This window comes from Neptuniibacter sp. QD57_21, assembly GCF_047778075.1.
Taxonomy (GTDB): domain Bacteria; phylum Pseudomonadota; class Gammaproteobacteria; order Pseudomonadales; family Balneatricaceae; genus Neptuniibacter.
Genome location: NZ_CP180549.1, coordinates 543,769 through 563,657 on the forward strand (window position 1 = coordinate 543,769; position 19,889 = coordinate 563,657).

The 19,889-nt window shown below is 45.1% G+C and carries 14 protein-coding genes and 5 tRNA genes; 7 read left to right on the top strand and 12 right to left on the bottom strand.

Annotated features, from left to right (window positions below; translation table 11 throughout):
• The first annotated feature begins 65 nt into the window (after positions 1 to 65).
• The 5 genes from ACMXYS_RS02255 to serB all read left to right on the top strand — a co-directional run bounded on the left by ACMXYS_RS02255 (position 66) and on the right by serB (position 8,129).
• Complete coding sequence (locus ACMXYS_RS02255) at positions 66 to 1,940, top strand: HlyD family efflux transporter periplasmic adaptor subunit (protein WP_415883366.1); 1,875 nt, start codon at positions 66 to 68, stop codon at positions 1,938 to 1,940.
• Positions 1,941 to 1,951: 11 nt separating this feature from the next.
• Positions 1,952 to 4,093: an efflux RND transporter periplasmic adaptor subunit gene (locus tag ACMXYS_RS02260; protein WP_415883367.1), complete on the top strand. Its 2,142-nt coding sequence runs from the start codon at positions 1,952 to 1,954 to the stop codon at positions 4,091 to 4,093.
• Positions 4,086 to 6,074, top strand: coding sequence for a preprotein translocase subunit SecA (locus tag ACMXYS_RS02265; RefSeq protein ID WP_415883368.1), 1,989 nt, complete (start codon positions 4,086 to 4,088; stop codon positions 6,072 to 6,074). The genes ACMXYS_RS02260 and ACMXYS_RS02265 overlap by 8 nt, the downstream gene beginning before the upstream one ends.
• 10 nt (positions 6,075 to 6,084) lie before the next feature.
• Entirely contained in the window at positions 6,085 to 6,840 is a 756-nt protein-coding gene (locus ACMXYS_RS02270; protein WP_415897457.1) for an efflux RND transporter periplasmic adaptor subunit, read from the top strand.
• A gap of 71 nt (positions 6,841 to 6,911) precedes the next feature.
• On the top strand, positions 6,912 to 8,129 hold the full coding sequence (gene serB, locus ACMXYS_RS02275; RefSeq protein WP_415883370.1) for a phosphoserine phosphatase SerB: 1,218 nt from the start codon (positions 6,912 to 6,914) through the stop codon (positions 8,127 to 8,129).
• A gap of 36 nt (positions 8,130 to 8,165) precedes the next feature.
• Here the strand turns inward: serB and ACMXYS_RS02280 are convergent, their stop codons facing one another.
• The 12 genes from ACMXYS_RS02280 to ACMXYS_RS02335 form a co-directional block, all read right to left on the bottom strand.
• Positions 8,166 to 10,307: an EAL domain-containing protein gene (locus ACMXYS_RS02280; protein ID WP_415897458.1), complete on the bottom strand. Its 2,142-nt coding sequence runs from the start codon at positions 10,305 to 10,307 to the stop codon at positions 8,166 to 8,168.
• A gap of 314 nt (positions 10,308 to 10,621) precedes the next feature.
• Positions 10,622 to 10,696: transfer RNA gene (locus ACMXYS_RS02285), tRNA-Gln, on the bottom strand.
• Positions 10,697 to 10,729: 33 nt separating this feature from the next.
• A tRNA-Met gene (locus ACMXYS_RS02290) sits at positions 10,730 to 10,806 on the bottom strand.
• A 33-nt stretch (positions 10,807 to 10,839) separates the two neighbouring features.
• Positions 10,840 to 10,914: transfer RNA gene (locus ACMXYS_RS02295), tRNA-Gln, on the bottom strand.
• A gap of 15 nt (positions 10,915 to 10,929) precedes the next feature.
• Positions 10,930 to 11,006: transfer RNA gene (locus ACMXYS_RS02300), tRNA-Met, on the bottom strand.
• Between the two features lie 129 nt (positions 11,007 to 11,135).
• A complete protein-coding gene (gene ychF / locus ACMXYS_RS02305; protein WP_415897459.1) occupies positions 11,136 to 12,227 on the bottom strand; it encodes a redox-regulated ATPase YchF in 1,092 nt (363 codons plus the stop codon).
• 20 nt (positions 12,228 to 12,247) lie between these two features.
• Complete coding sequence (gene pth / locus ACMXYS_RS02310) at positions 12,248 to 12,838, bottom strand: aminoacyl-tRNA hydrolase (protein ID WP_415897460.1); 591 nt, start codon at positions 12,836 to 12,838, stop codon at positions 12,248 to 12,250.
• Between the two features lie 18 nt (positions 12,839 to 12,856).
• The gene (locus ACMXYS_RS02315; RefSeq protein WP_415897461.1) at positions 12,857 to 13,447 is read right to left on the bottom strand and encodes a 50S ribosomal protein L25/general stress protein Ctc; all 591 of its coding nucleotides are present in this window, start codon (positions 13,445 to 13,447) and stop codon (positions 12,857 to 12,859) included.
• A 117-nt stretch (positions 13,448 to 13,564) separates the two neighbouring features.
• The gene (locus ACMXYS_RS02320; protein WP_415883375.1) at positions 13,565 to 14,506 is read right to left on the bottom strand and encodes a ribose-phosphate pyrophosphokinase; all 942 of its coding nucleotides are present in this window, start codon (positions 14,504 to 14,506) and stop codon (positions 13,565 to 13,567) included.
• A 64-nt stretch (positions 14,507 to 14,570) separates the two neighbouring features.
• Positions 14,571 to 14,645, bottom strand: a tRNA-Gln gene (locus tag ACMXYS_RS02325).
• A 176-nt stretch (positions 14,646 to 14,821) separates the two neighbouring features.
• Complete coding sequence (gene lolB / locus ACMXYS_RS02330; protein WP_415883376.1) at positions 14,822 to 15,409, bottom strand: lipoprotein insertase outer membrane protein LolB; 588 nt, start codon at positions 15,407 to 15,409, stop codon at positions 14,822 to 14,824.
• Positions 15,410 to 15,418: 9 nt separating this feature from the next.
• Positions 15,419 to 17,116: a tetratricopeptide repeat protein gene (locus tag ACMXYS_RS02335; protein WP_415897462.1), complete on the bottom strand. Its 1,698-nt coding sequence runs from the start codon at positions 17,114 to 17,116 to the stop codon at positions 15,419 to 15,421.
• A gap of 376 nt (positions 17,117 to 17,492) precedes the next feature.
• Between ACMXYS_RS02335 and hemA the strand changes: the two genes are divergently transcribed.
• Together hemA and prfA are read left to right on the top strand one after the other, a co-directional pair.
• The gene (gene hemA, locus ACMXYS_RS02340) at positions 17,493 to 18,764 is read left to right on the top strand and encodes a glutamyl-tRNA reductase (protein ID WP_415883378.1); all 1,272 of its coding nucleotides are present in this window, start codon (positions 17,493 to 17,495) and stop codon (positions 18,762 to 18,764) included.
• Complete coding sequence (prfA, locus tag ACMXYS_RS02345; RefSeq protein ID WP_415883379.1) at positions 18,764 to 19,852, top strand: peptide chain release factor 1; 1,089 nt, start codon at positions 18,764 to 18,766, stop codon at positions 19,850 to 19,852. The genes hemA and prfA overlap by 1 nt, the downstream gene beginning before the upstream one ends.
• The last annotated feature ends 37 nt before the right edge of the window (positions 19,853 to 19,889 follow it).

Here is a 19,889-nt window from a genome sequence, read left to right on the forward strand (position 1 = left end):
TAAGGGGCTGCTGCAGCTTATCTGCATGCAGCCCTTTTCGTTTTTAGTAACAGGCCTGCTCAGCCATGGACAATCAGTCAGACACAAAACATCCACAAGATTCTTCTAGTTCGCTAGAAACGTCGCAAAGTACATCCGTTACATTGGATGCCTATTCGCAACAATCCGACAGTTTTTATCAGGATTGGTTGGATTCTCAGTGTTCCTTAATTGATGGGGCACAATCTGCTTTAGTTCTAGCGCCATTAGATGAAGGTGATAATACCTACCACCCTATGGCTCTCTGGCCACAGGATTCAGGAGTACTAACGGATCTGCATGGATTAGCAGAAGAGATTATTACTAATCGTTCAGCACTCGTAACCGCTTTACCTGCTAGCGTTCCTGGGCATGAAGTTTTTGCGATTGGCTATCCAATTTTTTTGGATGATGAGCTGATTGCAGTGGCGACCGTTGCTGTCGCCGTATCATCAGAGCAACAACTAAAACGTGCGATGCAGCTTTTGGAGCTTGGAGGTTCGGCTTTAGAAGTTTTAAAACTACGGTTGGAAAAGCAACAGCGCTCTGCCAAAGATGCTAGTTTAGAAAGAAGTATTGATTTCTTAGCCAGTGTTCAGTCCGAACCTGATTACGCTAGTTCAGCAATGCGCTTGGTAACTGAGCTAGCAGTAATGCTCAATTGTGATCGTGTGTCTCTAGGTAACTATCAAAAAGGCCACTCCAAGGTTTTACATCTATCCCATAGTACTCAATTTGGTAAGCGGATGAACCTAATTCGCTGTATTGAAGAGGTGATGGATGAGGCGATAGACCAGCAGCAGTCCGTGGTCTATCCAAACCCTGATTTAGAAAGCAGTTCGGTTGTGATTGCCCATTCAAAACTTTCGCAGCAGCAGGGGGATGCGGTTGTACTCAGTGTACCTCTATATGTGGCTAACAATATTGTTGGCGCGCTGACCTTTGAAAGAAACCCCGATATTCCATTTACCGAGCAGGACGTGGCTCTGTGCGAGAGTATTGCTGCGTTGGTGATTCCGGCTTTAGAGGACAAGCGCCTGAATGATAGAGCGCTGTTACTGAAAGTTTGGGATTCTGGAAAAACTCAATTTTCCAGGCTTTTTGGTCCAGGTTACTTAGGCCGTAAATTACTCTTTATTCTAAGTGCTATTTTGATCATCTTTTTCTCTGTTGCTCAAGGTAGTTACCGCTTGTCAGCAGATGCTAAGTTAGATAGCTATATTCAGCGGGTGATCGCTGCGCCTTATGATGGTTATATCCACTCAGCCGTTCATCGAGCAGGAGATGTGGTTAAGAAAGACCAGATGTTAGTGCAACTGGATGATCGAGACTTACATCTTGAGCGCCTTAAATGGCTAAGTGAAGAGGCCAAGCTTAATCGACAGTATCAAGAAGCTTTAGCGTTCCATGATCGCGCTAAGCTCAATATTATTAACGCGCAGCAAACACAGATTAAAGCCCAGTTAGATCTGGTAAATAGCCAATTGGAGCGCGCTAAGCTTCTATCACCATTTGATGGTTTGATTGTCAGTGGTGACCTTAGCCAGAGACTAGGTGGGGCAGTTCAGAAAGGTGAAGTGCTCTTTGAAGTGTCGCCACTGCATTTTTATCGTATTAATCTTTTGGTAAAAGAGAGTCGTATTGCTGATGTCCTTATTGGTCAAGATGGCATATTGCATTTATCAGCTTTGCCTGAAACGCCATTCGAATTTGTAGTGACGAAGATTACGCCCCTAACTGAAGCCAAAGATGGAGCGACGTACTTTGTAGTAGAAGCATCGTTACAAGGTGAATCTCTGCAGTTGCAGCCAGGTATGGAAGGTGTGGGCAAAATCTACATTGATGAGCGTAACCTATTGTCAATTTGGACTAGAGAGATGCAGGAATGGATGCGTCTTAAAGTCTGGTCTTGGTGGGGCTAGCGGGAGGCATTGTGTCTGTTTCTCTGTTTAGTGCTTCATGGTACCGCGTAGCTGAACTTAAGATCCGCATGAGGAAGCATGCGGATATTCATCGGCATCAATACAGAGGTAAAACGTGGTATGTGCTACAAGACCATGTTACCGGTCAATTTCAACGTTTTTCCCCTGAAGCTTACCAGATCATCGGCCTGATGGATGGCCGCAGAACGTTGCAACAGATCTGGGATGTGGCCTGTAAGCGCTTAGGCGATGGTATGCCAACTCAGGATGAAGTCATTCAGTTGGTGGCGCAGCTCAACCGTGCGAATGTTATTCAATCCGATATTCTGCCCGATATTGAAGAGCTGCAAGTTCGCAGACGAGAACAAGCACAGAAGAAGATTATCCAGCAGCTCAAATCCCCATTGAGTGTCCGTATTCCCATGATGGACCCAGAGGGATTCTTGTCTTCAACCATGTGGTTGGTTCGGCCGTTTTATTCTTGGTTTGGTTTATTTCTTTGGGCAGCGATCGTGCTGTTTGGTTTAACGCTTTCGATAGTCCATTGGGGGGCGCTAACTGAGAATATTAGTGACCGAGTCTTAGCCGTCGAAAACCTTTTGTTGATTGCTCTAGTGTATCCCTTTGTTAAAGTGATTCATGAGCTTGGCCACGCCTACGCTGTGAAGCGTTGGGGGGGCGAAGTGCATGAGGTGGGGGTGATGTTACTGGTGCTGTTCCCCGTACCTTATGTGGATGCCAGTGCGGCAACTGCATTTAGGAATAAATATCAGCGCATGCTGGTGGGCGCGATCGGCATTATGGTCGAGTTGATGGTTGCCGCGATTGCGATGATGGTGTGGGTTTTGGCTGAACCAGGTATCGTTCGAGCGGTCGCGTTTAATACCATGCTAATCGGTGGATTTTCTACTTTGCTGTTTAACGGCAATCCACTACTTCGATTTGATGCTTACTACGTTCTTGCTGATTTTTTGGAAATACCTAATTTAGCGTCTAGAGGTAACAGTCAGGTAGCTTATCTAACCAAAAAGTACCTTTATGGCGTCAAGAAACTCACTGCGCCTGCTAACTCAACCAGTGAAGGGACTTGGCTAGCTTGCTATGCTTCTGCTGCATATATTTACCGATTGTTTGTTATGGTTGCGATTGCCTTGTTTGTCGCAACGCAATACTTTGTGATTGGTAGCCTTCTCGCGTTTTGGTCAATTTGGGCAACCCTCCTTATGCCAGTACTTAAGACAATTATCAAACCTGCAACGGATCCTGAACTAAGAAGTAAGAAGGGACGAGTGCTTACCATTTCTGCGCTGATCATTGTATCGGTGGTCGCGTTGATAGGCTTTTTACCTGCGCCATATAAAACGCAGACCGAAGGTGTTTTATGGGTACCGCAGGATGCTTATGTGCGCTCGCAAGTTTCAGGTTTTGTTGAATCTTTAGACGTGCCTTCAGGTAAGACTGTGGTCGAAGGGCAGTTGTTACTTAAATTCTCAGCCCCTGATCTCGAAGCTAAAGTAGACGTGCTTAAGGCCCAGATAGCTGAAGCTGAAATTAGACTCGAAGCTAGCCTAAGAGACCGCGCGGCCAGTGAAATTTTACGAGAAGAATTGCGGTTTATTCAACGTGAATATCAAAGGGCGCTAGAACGCCTTAAAGGTGTGAATCTCTATAGCTCTGCTACTGGCGAATTTGTTGTCCCTGATGCTCATCGAATTCTGGGACGCTATGTCCATCGTGGTGAGTTGATTGGATATGTCGTGGATTATAACCAGCTCTCCTTAGTTGCGATGGTTTCTGAGGATGAGATAGATCAGGTGCGTACCCAGAACCGTTCAGTTGAGTTGCGATTCGCCTCTAATCCAAATGAAACCTATAAAGGTGAAATTGTTCGAGCATTGCCTGCTACAACTCAGCAACTGCCGAGTAAGGTGTTAAGTACTGATGGTGGTGGACGAATTGCACCTGACCCGAAAAGTGAAGATGGTTTGAAGAGTTTCCGTAGCCATTTTCGGATCGACTTATCTGTCATTGATGCGCCAAAGAATCGTTATGATGAGCGCGTCTATGTACTGATAGAACATGATCCTGAGCCTCTGATCTATCGTTGGTATCGTGCGGTAAGGCGTGTGTTCTTGAGGCAGTTTGATGTATAAACGGCCTCAGCGACTGCCGCAAACTGTATTAGAGCGTCCTCAGCTTTTTATCCACAAACAGGATCGGATGGAGCGCTTGTCACATAGCCTATCTGCTTATCTAAATCGTCCGTTCCGAGCGTCCCTTAAGGCTTATAAGCGTTTTTTGCCGTCCATCCATAACGAAGCTCGAAAACTTGAAGGTCTATCCGATGAGCAATTAGATAATCATATCACTGAGATTAGACAGGCTTTGTTTAAACAGGGCATCACGTCTGCACTAATGGTTAAAAGCTTTGCTTTGGTGCGTGAGGTTGCGGGTAGAACCCTTGGTATGAAACATTTTGATAGCCAGTTACTTGGTGGCTTAGCGATGTTTCACGGCAATATTGCAGAGATGCAAACGGGGGAGGGTAAGACTCTAACCGCCACACTTTCTGCTGCGACAGCGGCTTTTGCTGGAGTGCCTGTCCATGTTGTGACAGTGAACGATTATCTTACTGCTCGTGATGCTGAGGAGATGACGCCAATCTATACCCGACTGGGTCTTGATGTTGGTGTTATTGTCCATGGTCTTTGTCCCATGGAGAGGCGTGATATCTATGCTAAAGATGTTGTTTACTGTACCAATAAAGAGTTGGTGTTCGATTATCTAAAAGACAGCATTGTGCTAGAGGGCAAGCAGCATAAGCTGAATTTGCATGCCGAGCGTTTAAAGGGTAATCAACAGATGCTAGATAGTTTGATGCTTCGTGGGCTGCATTTCGCTATTGTCGATGAGGCAGACAGTGTTTTATTAGATGAAGCTAGAACGCCGCTGATTATTTCAGGCCCTGAGATTGAGCAAGAGGAGCAGCAAGAGGTCTATCAGCAAGCGATGGCAATCGCTTCTGAACTAGAGCTAGATAAGCATTACGAGGTCAACCTCAGAGAGCGTCGCGTTGCTTTTACTGATGATGGTGAAATGCATGTGCTGCAATTAACCGATGGGCTGGGGCCTTTTTGGGTAGGGCGAGTACGTTGTCTTGAATTAGTTTTTCAGGCACTAACGGCACTGCATCTGTTTATTCGTGATAAACATTATCTCGTTAAAGACGGCAAAATTCTTATTGTTGATGAGCATACTGGCCGAGTAATGGAAGATCGAAGTTGGGAGCGAGGGTTGCACCAACTGATCGAAATTAAAGAGGACTGTGAACTCAGTAATCCTCGAGAGACACTAGCGCGTATCAGTTTTCAGAACTTCTTCCGTTTTTATCATCACCTCGGTGGTATGACTGGTACTGCAAAAGAGGTGGCCTCAGAGTTATGGCAAGTTTATGGCTTGCCTGTGGTGTTTATCCCAACCAATAAACCAAGCCGTAGAAAGAAACTCGGGGCAAATGTCTACATAGACGAGAGTGATAAGTGGCACAAGGTTGCCGAACAGATCAAAGTTCTACACAAAGCACAGCGCCCCTCATTGGTTGGGACACACTCCGTCGCTGCTTCGGAATTACTAAGCCAAAGTCTGCAGGCGATGGATGTGCAGCATCAGTTATTAAATGCTAAACAAGATCAGTTAGAAGCCGAAATAGTTGCGAATGCGGGTGATCCAGGTTGTGTTACTATTGCGACCAATATGGCTGGGCGCGGTACCGATATAAAGCTAAATGATGAAGTCGAGTCAGCGGGTGGGCTACATGTGATTTTAACCGAGTTACATGAAGCGTCACGAATCGACCGGCAGTTAGAAGGTCGCTGTGCGCGTCAGGGCGATCAGGGGAGCTTTGAAGTTATCTTGTCTTTGGATGACTCGATATTGTCTGAGCAGTTCTCTAATTATTTAAAGCGCGTCTTTAAATGGCCGCTTCCAAAAGGGTTTAAAAACTGGCTGCTGTTGAAATTAATGCGTAGGGCCCAAAAGCAACTCGAGGCAGATCATGCACGTATGCGTGCGGATTTGTTAAAGCAAGACGAACGTCAGCGCGAAATATTGTCTTTTACTAGCAGCAAAGTTTAGGTGTTTTGATATGAAATACATTTCTCCACTATTGGTTCTATTTCTCGGTGTTTCGCCGTTGGTAAGTGCGGTTGAACATAATCAATTAAGCGATGGCCAATTAAGCTGTTTGTTAGAGCCGAGTAAAGAAATTGAACTGAGTAGTGAAGTATCAGGCGTTATTAGTGAATTAAGTTTAGGTCGTGGCGATAAAGTCAAAAAAGATCAAGTTGTTATGAAGCTTAACTCTCGCCTAGAGCGAGCTGCTTTAGCGACAGCACGAGCACGCGTAGATTTTGCTAAGCGTAAAGTTAAACGTAATGAGGTCTTGTACAAAAAAGGCCTACTGTCTGATCATGAGCGAGATGAGATGCTTACAGAGCAACGTTTAGCTGAGCTTACAGCTAGTGAATCTTATGTACGATTAGCTTTGCGCCAAACGAAGAGCCCAATCAATGGTGTTGTGGTTGAACGGTTACTCGAACCAGGTGAACTTGTTGATGATCAGCCGTTCTTAAAAATTGTCTCGCTTGATCCTCTTCACGCAGAAGTGATTATGCGTTCGCAATATTATGGTCAGATCAAAAAAGACATGCCTATCACGTTGTATGCTGAAGGGAGCCCAGAACAGGCTTATGAAGGTAAAGTGAATCGAGTGGACCCTCTTATTGATGCTGCAAGTAGTACGTTTGCTATTAGTGTGGAAATCCCGAATAAAGATCAATTACTGCCTGCCGGTTTGAAATGTAGGGTTGAGTTTAGCCCAGTCCAGCCTGCTTCTGAGTGATAATGAATAGGCCCTGTAATCTGGCTTTGTTATAATCGCCAGCAATTAAAGATTCCTTTGGAACCCTTTCGATGAAAGAGATTATTTTGCTCAATATTTCCGGTGAAGATAAGCCGGGAGTGACTTCAGCGATCACAAATATTTTGGCGGAATTCGAGATCAATATTTTGGATATTGGTCAGGCGGTGATCCACGATACCTTGTCTTTAGGTATCTTGATTGAAGTGCCTAAATCGGCCGAGTCTTCGCCACTGCTAAGAGATATTCTTTTTAAAGCGCACGAGCTGAACATGAATATCCGCTTCCAGCCTGTGGAAGAAGAGAACTATGAACATTGGGTTGAAGGGCAAGGTAAATCTCGTCATATCATTACGCTACTGTCTCGTAAATTGAGCTCTAAACATATCGCGCGCGTGACCGAAATCGCAGCGAGCCATGGGCTTAACATCGATAACATCAACCGTCTCTCAGGCCGTATAAGTTTGGATGAAACCTCTGACCAGACCAAAGCATGTGTGGAGTTTTCTGTGCGTGGTGCGCCTGCTGATGCTGAGAAACTGAAAGCTGAGTTTTTAAATACAGCGAGCGATCTAGATGTAGATATCGCTTTCCAAGAAGATAATATCTATCGCCGTAATCGCCGTTTAGTAGTATTTGATATGGACTCTACGCTGATTGAGGCAGAAGTTATTGATGAGCTAGCTAAAGAAGCAGGTGTGGGCGATCAGGTGTCAGAGATCACTGAAGCGGCTATGCGTGGTGAGATCGATTTTAACGAAAGCTTTAAGCGTCGAATGGCTCTGCTGAAAGGCTTGGATGTGTCGGTGTTGGATCAAATTGCTGAACGCCTACCGATGACCGAAGGCGCGGAAGAGTTGGTGTCTAACTTGAAAGCGCTTGGCTTTAAAACAGCTATCTTATCGGGCGGCTTTAATTACTTTGCTTCCCATCTGCAAAAGAAGCTTGGCTTTGACTATGTCTATGCCAACGAGCTTGATATCGATGCTGATGGCAAAGTGACAGGTGAAGTTAGAGGCACAGTGGTTAATGGTGAGCGTAAAGCAGAACTGTTACGCGAAATTGCCGAAAAAGAAGGTGTGAGTTTAGAACAGACAATTGCAGTTGGTGATGGTGCTAATGATCTACCAATGCTTTCGATTGCTGGATTAGGTATCGCATTCCGAGCTAAACCATTGGTTCGTGAAAGTGCGAAACAGGCTATTTCTACATTAGGTCTTGACGGAATCTTGTATCTGATCGGTTTTAGAGATCGAGATACAGTGAAATAGCAAAAATAAAAAAGCCGCTGTTTAGCGGCTTTTTTATTATTCGGCAAAGAAGTCGTAATCCATTTTTTCCCTTGGAGGCTGAAGATAGTAGCCCTGCACATAGTCGATCCCTGCTTTCCACAGGTTCGCCATTGTCTTGGTATTCTCTACAAGCGGCGCAATAGATATCTTGTCTAGACTGCTTAGCTGTTGCACCATGCTAAAGAACTCTTCATCTTGCTCTGGGTCTGAGCCTAATTCAGGGATAAAGGCACCATCGAGTTTTATAAAGTCAGAATGGACAGTCGATAGCACATTTTGTGAATTAGGCACGCTACCAAAGTGCTTTATGCAAACACGACTGTGGATGCGAGTTAGTTTCTCTACGAAGCCTTGAGCCTGTTTAGGTGCAATGGATATATCAGATTCACTGATCTGGAAGACAAGCCTTTCTGCTGGGATATTATTTTTACGTAGAACCCCAGAAAGCCAAGTTAATAACTTTTGGTCGCCCAGGGCATGAGCTGAGATGTTAATGAAGATAACGTTCTTATGTTCTTGGTTTAGCGTTTTCTTAAGCTGTTTCAAGCAATTTTCAATAACCCATCGATCAACTTTAACCGCAGTTTCTGAATCGCTTATAGCACTCATGAAATCGTTAGGAGATAGTTCATCCTTTTCATCATTCACTAAGCGTAATAACGCCTCATAGTGATGGTGGGTTTGATCATCAGCGGTTAGATTTACTATTGGCTGGAATAACAGTTTGAACTGATTGTTATCAACGGCTTTCCTTAGCTGATCAAACTCATCTTCTGCCTGCTCAGATAATGCTGCCTCTGGGATATGAATGCTCACGCCATTACCCTGAGGGGTTTCTTCGCGTAAAGTGCAAATAGCAGCCTTAGCTCGATTGAGTAGTTCAATTGGCGGAGGTGTGCTATCGGTAATGGCAACTAAACCAATAGAGCAGGTTGATTGTACATCTACACCGGCGATGCTAGAGCGAACATTGGCAATTTTTTCTCGTAGCTTCTCAGCAAAGGTCTCGGCTGTTTGTATGCTCGGGTCATTAAAGACGATAGCGAAAGCATTTTCAGCCGGATGGGTGAGCAAGTGCGCTTTGTTTACTGTTTTAGCCAGAAAAGCGGAGATATCTCGAATAAGCTGGTCACTACCTTCATGACTAAACTTGCTTTTAATCTGATCCAGTTGGTCCAACTCTATATACATCAAACATCTATCGTTACCGCCACGCAATGCTTTTTGTGTAACCTGTTCTAGTTGTTTGTGTAGATAATCTTTATTGAACAAACCGGATACGAAATCGAGATCTTCACTGAGAAGATTGTGATGGCTGTTCTCATCAACATGGAACAATACGCGAGTAACTATAGAACCATTATAGTCCGAGCGCGAAAGTTCCATATTAGCGGTGAATTCTGAATGATCACTGCGCTGAGCTGATAGTTGTAATATCAGGTCACCGCTGTTTCCTTCTTCAAGGGAATTTAGTTGCTCTATAAATTCGGGGCGATCATCAAACGCAAAGAAATCGACCAATGGTTTGTAAATGGCCTTTTTCTTCGAATCTAAACCGAACTGTTCAAGAAAACTGTCATTGCAGTAGATTATCTTTTGGTGGTCACAACATACGATTGGGTTGCGTGAACTATCCATTAACTGCTGTGAGCGTTTTTCCGCTTCAGCTAAGGCTGCTTCGGCTTTACGTAAGCGCCTACGGTAATCGAGCTGATCTAGTTCCCGACGAACATTAATCAAGACAAGTTCTTTTTCATCTAAGGGAACGACTGCTTGGATATGGCTTTTAAGCCCTTGTAACAATAACTGGCTATCCGAGCTAGGGATGATCTGTATTACAGGGATATCTTTGTCTAAGCGTTTGAGGTGGCTTATAGCGAGCTTTGAAGTGAAGTCGCCTCGATCGATAGTGCAAAGAATAAGATCCCATGAGCGTTCACCTAGCGCGTCTAGAAACTCTTGCTCGGTATTAACCTGTTTGCCGCGAGGAGATATGCGTGAAGTTCTAAGAAGTGTAATCAGGGGAGCGGTTTCTTCGGCGCTCAGGCCAAGAAATAGAAGCTGAACATTTTTTCTCAGGCGTTGTTTACGAGTCTGCTGCCCAGTGCCGTATTTTTCTAAAAGGGCGTTTCCGTCAATATCAATAACTTCAGACATGCCTGAATGATCTCCTGCTCGCTAAATCCTTATAGACAGAGAATATATTAATTCAATTGAATGTATAACTTAAAAATTGCATTAGTTTTTGTTTGATATCACTGAAGTGTTAAACAGATGCAGAGTATTAATTATAGAAGATAAAAATCAGCAGAATGAAGACGTGAAAAAATTTAAATAGCTGACGAGAGATTACTGATTGTAGTTTTTAACTAACGAAGGATTGAGCGTTCTAGTATTGTATCGAATTGGATGTGTCTAGGTCAGAATTGACCTTTCATAAAGTTAAACTGGTACTAAAAGGCAGAAGAAAGTGGCTGGGGTAGGAGGATTCGAACCTCCGCATGACGAGATCAAAACCCGTTGCCTTACCGCTTGGCGATACCCCAACTAAGATTTGAGCACACTTTCTTTTTAGAGCATGGTGGCAATAGCGGGACTCGAACCTGCGACCCTCGCATTATGAATGCGATGCTCTAACCAACTGAGCTATATTGCCACTCAGATTAACTCGGAGAGTTAAGCTCAATAGTGGCTGGGGTAGGAGGATTCGAACCTCCGCATGACGAGATCAAAACCCGTTGCCTTACCGCTTGGCGATACCCCAGCATAGACTGAAACATGGTGGCAATAGCGGGACTCGAACCTGCGACCCTCGCATTATGAATGCGATGCTCTAACCAACTGAGCTATATTGCCACGTCTCAGAGGCGCGCATTATTCTACTTTCGGGCGGGGGTGTCAATAGATTACTGCATGAAATTTCAGGAATTTTTGAATAAAAAAAACCGGCTACTAAAGCCGGTTTTTTTTTGTACAGTTGTCTGCTTAAACGTTGAAGCGGAAATGTACGACATCGCCGTCTTGAACGATGTAATCTTTACCTTCAAGTCTCCAGCGACCAGCGTCTTTCGCGCCATTTTCGCCGTCGTGCTCAACAAAATCGTCGTAGCTTACAACTTCAGCACGGATAAAGCCTTTCTCGAAGTCGGTGTGGATAACACCAGCTGCTTGTGGAGCTGTTGCGCCGACTTTAACTGTCCATGCGCGAACTTCCTGCACGCCAGCAGTAAAGTAGGTTTGTAGGCCTAACAATTCGTAACCAGCGCGAATAACGCGATCTAAGCCAGGCTCTTCCATGCCTAAGTCAGCTAGGAACTCATCGCGCTCTTCATCATCTAGCTCAGAGATCTCAGCTTCCAACTTGTTGCAAACCACTACTACACCGGCATTTTCCGATGCTGCTAGCTCTTTAACTGTATCTAGGTGTGCGTTATCTTCAAAACCATCTTCATCAACGTTTGCAATGTACATTGTTGGTTTCACGGTAAGAAGGTGGAAGCCTTTGACGATTTTCATCTCATCTTCATCAAGACCTAAACCACGAACTGGCTTACCTTCTTCTAGATGAGGGATAACTCTCTCTAGCATCGCTTTTTGAGCAACGGCTTCTTTATCACCACCTTTTGCTAGCTTTTGAATACGCTGAAGCTGTTTTTCACAGGATTCTAAATCAGCAAGTGCTAGCTCAAGGTTGATAGTTTCGATATCAGATAGCGGATTAATCTTGTTGGCAACGTGGATTACGTTTTCATCTTCGAAGCAACGTACTACATGCGCAATAGCGTCTGTTTCGCGGATGTTAGCCAAGAATTTATTGCCAAGGCCTTCACCTTTGGAGGCACCAGCAACAAGACCCGCAATATCTACAAATTCCATCGCTGTTGGAATTGTGCGCTCGGGATTAACAATCGCTGTAAGCTTGTCTAAACGCGGGTCAGGCATAGATACTGTGCCTGCATTCGGCTCAATGGTGCAGAATGGAAAGTTCTCTGCCGCAATGCCGTTTTTTGTTAGCGCATTGAAAAGAGTCGATTTACCTACGTTAGGTAGGCCTACAATACCGCATTTAAAACCCATGATTGAATCCTGTGAGTAATCTAGCTGGCTGAAAAACTGTGTAACTGGTTCATCGCTTTGTTCCAGTCACCGGCAATAGCAAGCTCCAAATAACGTTCAGCTTCATCGATAGCTGCCATTGTGGCATCACGTTCTTTAGCTGGAGCTTTTTTCAGAACAAAACCGCTTACTTGGCTGCTGTGGCCTGGGTGGCCAATGCCAAGACGTAAACGGTAGAAATTTTTGTTGTTACCTAGTTTGCTGATGATGTCGCGCAAACCATTATGACCACCATGACCGCCACCTTGCTTAAATTTTGCAATACCTGGCGGAATATCGAGTTCATCATGAGCGACTAAAATCGCTTCGGGTGGAATTTTGTAGAAACTTGCCAGCGCTGAAACAGCCTGGCCGCTCAGATTCATAAACGTGGTGGGAACCAAAAGATGAATAACTTGGTTGCCAATCTGAACTTTAGAGTAGAGCCCGTGGTACTTCTTTTCGGGCTTGAGGGGGGCGAGATGTCGAGCAGCAAGCTGCTCGACAAACTCAGCACCAGCATTGTGACGGGTTTGCGCATACTTATCGCCTGGATTACCCAGGCCAACGATGAGCTGGATCTTGTCTTTCATGCTGGTTGCTTATACCGATTACTTGCTGCCGCGAGGCGCGTATACGTAACCGATACCCTGATCGTGGTCGCCGCCACGACGTAGAGAAACAATCTCAACGCCTTCAGGAAGAGTGATATCAGACAGGTGAAGAACCTGGTCAGAATCACAAGCAGCTAGATCAACAGTTAGGCTTTCTGGCAGGTTAGCTGGTAGGCAAAGAACTTCAACAGTGTTCTTTTCTGCAGCGAACTTGCAAGCTGCTTTAGAAGCAGGAGACTTATCGAAACCAGAGAATACAACAGGAACAGTGATCTTGATCTTGTTGGATTTAGTAATGCGCTGGAAGTCAGCGTGCAGTACAACTGGCTTAGCAGGATGACGCTGTAGATCTTTGATGATCACTTGCTCTTCTTTACCGTCCAAAGACAGAGTTAGGATAGAAGAGAAGAACGCGTCGTCTTCGATCATTTTAACTAGTTCGTTGTTAGGAACAGAGATAGAAGCAGGCTTCTTACGCTTGTCACCACCGAAAACGATACCAGGAACTAGACCTTCGCGACGTAGGCGGCGGCTCGCACCTTTCCCTTCGTCAGCACGTGCTACTGCATTAACTACAAAGTTAGACATTTTTAATACCTTTAAATAAATAAGCTGCAAAACCTTGCGACCAGGCTTTGCAGCAATCACCCGAGGGTGGAAAAACTTACTCGTTATTGAGTAAGTTGCTTTACCAGCGAGTTGCCCTTAACGGAACATCGCGCTGATGGATTCTTCATTGCAAACACGGCGCACTGCTTCAGCTAGAAGCGGAGCAAGTGTTAGCTGACGAATTTTGTCGCATTTAGATGCGGATTCAGACAGTGGAATCGTATCTGTTACAACAAATTCATCTAGATCAGAATTAGTGATGTTGCTTACTGCTGGGCCTGAAAGTACGGCGTGAGTCGCGTAAGCTACAACGCGTGCTGCACCGTTATCTTTAAGTGCCTTAGCCGCTTTACAAAGCGTGCCGGCAGTATCACACATGTCATCAACCAATACGCAAGTACGGCCTTCAACATCACCAATGATATTCATAACTTGAGATTCGTTTGCACGCTCACGACGCTTGTCGATGATTGCTAGGTCGCAATCAAGTTGCTTAGCTACTGCGCGGGCACGAACTACACCACCAACGTCCGGAGAAACAACTAGAATGTTGTCGTATTCCTGATCAACGATGTCGTCGAGTAGAACAGGTGAGCCGTAAACGTTATCTACAGGTACAGAGAAGAAGCCCTGAATCTGGTCAGCGTGTAGGTCAACTGTCAGTACGCGGTCAATGCCGATAGCATCCATCATATCTGCAACTACTTTTGCAGTGATAGGTACACGAGCAGAGCGTGGACGTCGATCCTGACGTGCATAGCCGAAGTAAGGTACAACAGCTGTGATACGTGAAGCAGAAGCGCGACGAAGAGCGTCGGCTAGTACAATAAGCTCCATCAAGTTGTCGTTAGTTGGCGCGCAAGTAGACTGGATAATAAATACGTCTTTACCACGTACGTTTTCCTGAATCTCAACGCTTACTTCGCCATCACTAAAACGACCAACATTCGCTTTACCCATAGGAATATCTAAGCGATCAACTACTTTTCTCGCCAGATCAGGGTTAGCGTTGCCGGTGAAGACCATCATCTTGGACACGGCGTGCACCTTTTCGATTGTAATTTGTTCGGAATCTGTAGATCGGGAACCGTTCATAGGCATTTGGCTGGGGTAGGAGGATTCGAACCTCCGCATACTGGAATCAGAATCCAGTGCCTTACCGCTTGGCGATACCCCAACATTATTCCTCTTGGAGGACCGGCCTCCCGTTGAAAGAGGCGCAGATTATCCAAGACTCGTGGTTAAAAGTCAAACTAAAGCAGGGGGAGGCGCTACTAAGATTGAGAGCGTAAAAGTTGGCTTTTAGCGATGGAAAAATGAGATCGCGTTTAAAGTTGAGAGATTTTTCTGCCGCTATAGTTTTATCCACGTTTTAATCACAATGGTGACTTTCAAATCACGGTACTGCAAACGCATCTTAGTAGGCAACGCAGGTGTTTGTTGGTTATAGCGAAGATACTCAATTTTCCAATCTTGTTGGGTTAATTGTGCAAGTCTTTCATCGACGATTGTTTGGTCGTAATGTGAGTGAGGCGAAGGTAGCCCTCTGATCCACCAAAAAATATCACTGACAGGCAGAGCCCAGCCCCACTGTTGATGGAGGATTTCTTCCGGATTGGTGCCGGTAAACGTTCCTTCGCCGGCGATATCAACGGTAACTTCTTGTGGGTTTCCAGCAATAGATGCGCCGCCTTGTCCCCAAGGCCCGCGGATATCTATCTGATAATCAGAGCCTTCTTGTAGCCATTTTAAACTGGCTGATTGGCTGTCCTCGGGTGTGCGAATGCCTATCTTGCCGCTAGCTTCCCAATCAGAGATATCTTTAAGTAGACTTTGACGAGTTTCCCAAGAAATATCGCTGGTTGATGGTATCTGCGTTTTTTGTAAGCTACAGCCCGCTAATAATAGGCACAGCAACGCCCCAAGGTACTTTTTTAACATCTTGTTTAATTACTCTGCGTTAATTAGCTGTGCTGCTTCTTCTAGGAAAGGGTCACCAGGATTGTCTTTTTGGCTTCTTTGGAGCAGTGAACGAGCTTTCTCTTTTTGATCTATTGCCCAATATACCTGAATGAGGTGACTAGAGACTTCAGGATCGGAATATAAAGCATGAGCCTTTTCTAAATAAGTTACGGCTTCATGATTTCTACCCAATTTAAACAAAGCCCAACCCATTGAATCTAAAATGGCAGGATCTTCAGGTTCTGTAGTTAATGCGGCTTGAATCAATTTGTAAGCTTCTTCATAACGCTCAGTATGTAGAAGTAAGGTGTAGCCCAATGCATTCTGCACTGTAGCATTGCCGGGTTCTAATTCTAATACTCGGCGTAGATCTTTTTCCGCTTGTGGGAAATCAGTGGATTCCACCATCATGGCCCGGGTGTATAGCAGTGCAGTGTTATCAACAAAGAGTGCTAGCGCATCTTCTAATACAGCTAGGGCTTCCTCTTTTAGATTATGGAGGTTTAGCCATTCTGCTTCTAATGTGTAAATTGATGCGGCCTGATTAGGCATGCTAGCTCTGGCATCAGATAAAATCTGCTGTAGGCGAGGTTTGTCTTCTAGATCTTTAAGAAGCGAGCTGACTCGAGATAGGGATTGCAGAACGTTAGAGCCATTTTTTACAGAGCTGTAATTTTCAATCGCTTGATCACGCTTCTCTTCCGACTGAGCGATGTGGCCCAAATAAAAATGCGGTGACGTGTCCTCAGGTTTTAGTTCAAGTAATCGCAAAAAGGCTGCTTTAGCGTCCTTAGGTGCTTCATTCTCGAGCATCAACAGGGCTAAGTAGTAGGTTAACTGATGATCTTTTAAATTGTTTTTTAGCAGTTCTTTTGCTTGAGAGACCGCTTGTTTAGATTGCTTATTTTGGAATAACAGCTGTGTGTAAAGAATATGCAGCTGACGGTTATTCGGCTGTTGTTCAAAAGCAGAGCGGATAAGCTTAAGTGCATCGTAAACTTTGTTTTGAGAACGCAGCAGTTCAGCTTTTTGTATCAACGCTTCTGGATTCTCGGGGTCTATCGTAAGGGCGCGATTAAAAGAGGTGAGTGACGCCTGTTCGTTGTTATTAGCTCGATGCAGCAATGCTAGAGTCAGTTCGAGATCGGAGCGAGGATCGGCTGATTGACGATGTTTATTTAGCATCGTGATGTAGCCGGATAAGACTTGGGGATCAATACGTTCTACTTGCCCACGAATCAAAGCCAAGGTGCGTAATGGATCGAACTCTAAGGCCTTCTCAACCAAAGGCAGTGCCTCGGTGTATTTGCCTTTATGTAGAAGCATATTCGCTTCTATTTGATAAGGCTCTGGATTAGACGGAGCAATTTCGCGCCAAAGTCGGGACGCCTGAATGACTTTGTCAGGGTTTCTTAGGTATTGAGCAATTCGTGTGGCGCGTTCTGCAACGCCAGAGTCCTGACTTTTCTCAGCTTGTTTGAGGTAGTTCTCCAGGGCTACAGGGAAGAGCCTGCGCTGCCCTGCAATCTCGGCAAGTAATAAATCGTAAAGAGATTCTTGGTTGAACTCGCCATCTACGTAATTAACTGGCTCGGAGGTAACTTCTTGTGTCTGTTTCGTTGGGGTGCTTTGACAGCCTTGTAATAAGGCGAAGACACAAGTTAAAACGATAAGTGATTTATTCATGTATACAGCCGTAATAGCCCCGACATCCCTGAATGATTTGGTCACTATAGTTGAATAACCTGTGGCTTGTCAGCTACCGACCAAAGGTTTTAAAGAGAATAAGTTAACGATTTTTAGATTGTTACTCATACATGCTGACTTTGACCTTAATTTAAAGAGTTAGACCTAAGGTTCTTTATTTTTGTTCGATTTATGTGGATTTTGTCCAAAGATTTGTAATTAATCCGCTGTTTTTTGATCGAAGTTGCCTAAATTGTGGTGCTGCCTTTTAACCTTTGTCGCAAAGCGTTGTATCATAGCGCGCTGATTTAGATCAGCTTCAGTTGATTTGTAGTGCCGTCTATACGACGGTAGATTTTTTGGTATGGCGGATCGCATGGCGTTACTTGCATTAGGCATCAATCACAAAACGGCTTCGGTAGAGGTTCGCGAACGCGTGGCGTTTGCCCCCGAGCTGCTTGCTGAAGCGATGAATGGTGCTGCCGAATTTGCTGATCTGAAAGAGATTGCCATCCTATCGACCTGTAACCGTACAGAGCTGTATTGCTCTTCTGCCATAGAAGGGTCGAGAGCCCTGTTGGAATGGCTAGGCAAATACCACGATTTAGATCCTGATGAACTGCAGCAATGTTCCTATGCTTTCTGGGGTGAAGATGCCGCGCGTCATATGATGCGTGTTGCGAGCGGTTTGGACTCCTTAGTATTGGGAGAGCCGCAGATACTTGGTCAACTGAAGTCGGCATATAGCCTTTCTCAAGAAAATGGCCATGTAGGTGCCGAGCTGGGACGCTTATTCCAGCAGACGTTTTCTGTGGCTAAGCAGGTGCGTACTGATACGGCGATTGGTGAAAACCCAGTATCAGTTGCTTATGCAGCAGTAAGCCTTGCTCAGCATATCTTCTCGGATATGCGCGAAAGCAAAGCGTTACTGATTGGCGCAGGTGAAACCATAGAGTTGGTAGCGCGTCACTTAGCGAATGCTGGCGTTAAAGATATCACGGTGGCTAACCGTACTCTTAACCGCGCTTTGGCTCTAGCTGATGAGTTTGATGGTAAAGCGATCTTGTTGGGTGATATTCCAAATGCGCTTGCCGAGGCCGATATAGTGATTGCTTCTACTGCCAGCCAGTTGCCTATTCTAGGTAAAGGTGCAGTTGAGTCCGCGCTTAAGCAACGTAAGCACCGCCCTATCTTTATGGTTGATATAGCCGTTCCGCGTGACATAGAGGCGCAAGTTGCGGAACTGGATGATGTTTATTTGTATACGGTCGATGACCTTAAAGAGGTTATCGAAGAGAACCAACGTAGCCGTGAAGATGCTGCTAGGCAAGCAGAAGAAATTATAGAGACTGGCGCGCATGAATTTATGCGTCAGTTGCGTTCACTGGAAGCGGTTGATGTATTAACGGCTTTCCGTGGTCAGGCAGAAAGTTTGCGTGATCAAGAATTAGGCCGAGCGTTAAAACAGCTGGAGAATGGTAAACCAGCTGAAGAAGTGTTAACCATGTTAGCGCGTAGCCTGACGAATAAAATGCTGCACCATCCTACAATTCAAATGCGTAAAGCGAGCGCTGAAGGGCGCAGTGAATTACTGGACTTGGTGCAAGAGCTTCACCAGTTAGGTGAACATGCTAAGAATGAGAAATAATGAAAGAATCTATTCTAAGTAAGCTAGAAAAGCTTAGCGATCGATACGAAGAGCTTGCTGCTCTAATGTCTGATCCAGAAATTATCTCAGATCAGGATAAGTTTCGTGATTATTCCAAGGAATATTCCGAATTAGAGCCTGTAGTACAGGCATTTGCAGCTTTTAATCAAGCGCAGGATGATCTTGAAGAAGCCGAGATGATGATGGCTGACAGTGATCCTGATATGCGAGAGATGGCAAAAGAGGAATACCCTGCCGTTAAAGAGCGTATCGAAAACCTTGAAGCTGAACTGCAGATTCTTTTATTACCTAAAGATCCAAATGATTCTCGCAACGTCTTCTTGGAAGTACGTGCCGGAACCGGTGGCGATGAAGCAGCTATTTTCGCCGGTGATCTTTTCCGTATGTACTCTCGTTTCGCGGAAGTACAGGGTTGGCGTGTAGAGGTTATCAGCGTTAACGAAGGTGACCATGGCGGCTATAAAGAGGTTATCTCTCGTATCGTTGGGACGGATGTGTATTCGAAGCTGAAATTCGAATCCGGTGCACACCGTGTACAACGTGTTCCTGAAACCGAGTCTCAAGGCCGTGTTCATACGTCTGCTTGTACCGTTGCAATTATGGCAGAGATGGATGAGTCCGCTGAGATCGAGATCAATAAAGCTGATCTACGTGTTGATACCTTCCGTGCATCAGGTGCTGGTGGTCAGCACGTCAATAAAACTGATTCGGCTATTCGTTTGACCCACATTCCTACAGGTGTAGTAGTTGAGTGTCAGGAAGAGCGTTCGCAGCATAAGAACCGTGCTAAGGCGATGTCACTTCTAGCATCTCGTTTACAGGCTGCAGAAGACGAACGACAGGCAGCCGAAATGGCAAGTACGCGTAAAAGTCTAGTGGGTAGTGGTGACCGCTCTGAACGAATCCGTACCTATAATTATCCACAAGGTCGAGTAACGGATCACCGTATCAACCTAACGCTATATAAGCTGCAGGAGATTATTGGTGGTGAGCTGCAACACGTTGTTGAGCCGCTCTTAAATGAGCACCAAGCAGAACAGCTTGGGGCGCTCTCCGAAGAAAGTTAATCAAAGGGCCTGTATGGCCCTTTTTGATATGTATTAA

Bases quoted from the DNA above. Each gene is read 5' to 3' on its own strand.
- prfA (WP_415883379.1), top strand. From the start codon at position 18,764: ATGAAAGAATCTATTCTAAGTAAGCTAGAAAAGCTTAGCGATCGATAC.
- pth (WP_415897460.1), bottom strand. From the start codon at position 12,838: ATGAAAGACAAGATCCAGCTCATCGTTGGCCTGGGTAATCCAGGCGAT.
- ACMXYS_RS02280 (WP_415897458.1), bottom strand. From the start codon at position 10,307: ATGTCTGAAGTTATTGATATTGACGGAAACGCCCTTTTAGAAAAATAC.
- ACMXYS_RS02265 (WP_415883368.1), top strand. From the start codon at position 4,086: ATGTATAAACGGCCTCAGCGACTGCCGCAAACTGTATTAGAGCGTCCT.
- hemA (WP_415883378.1), top strand. From the start codon at position 17,493: ATGGCGTTACTTGCATTAGGCATCAATCACAAAACGGCTTCGGTAGAG.
- lolB (WP_415883376.1), bottom strand. From the start codon at position 15,409: ATGTTAAAAAAGTACCTTGGGGCGTTGCTGTGCCTATTATTAGCGGGC.
- ychF (WP_415897459.1), bottom strand. From the start codon at position 12,227: ATGGGTTTTAAATGCGGTATTGTAGGCCTACCTAACGTAGGTAAATCG.
- serB (WP_415883370.1), top strand. From the start codon at position 6,912: ATGAAAGAGATTATTTTGCTCAATATTTCCGGTGAAGATAAGCCGGGA.
- ACMXYS_RS02315 (WP_415897461.1), bottom strand. From the start codon at position 13,447: ATGTCTAACTTTGTAGTTAATGCAGTAGCACGTGCTGACGAAGGGAAA.
- ACMXYS_RS02255 (WP_415883366.1), top strand. From the start codon at position 66: ATGGACAATCAGTCAGACACAAAACATCCACAAGATTCTTCTAGTTCG.
- ACMXYS_RS02270 (WP_415897457.1), top strand. From the start codon at position 6,085: ATGAAATACATTTCTCCACTATTGGTTCTATTTCTCGGTGTTTCGCCG.
- ACMXYS_RS02335 (WP_415897462.1), bottom strand. From the start codon at position 17,116: ATGAATAAATCACTTATCGTTTTAACTTGTGTCTTCGCCTTATTACAA.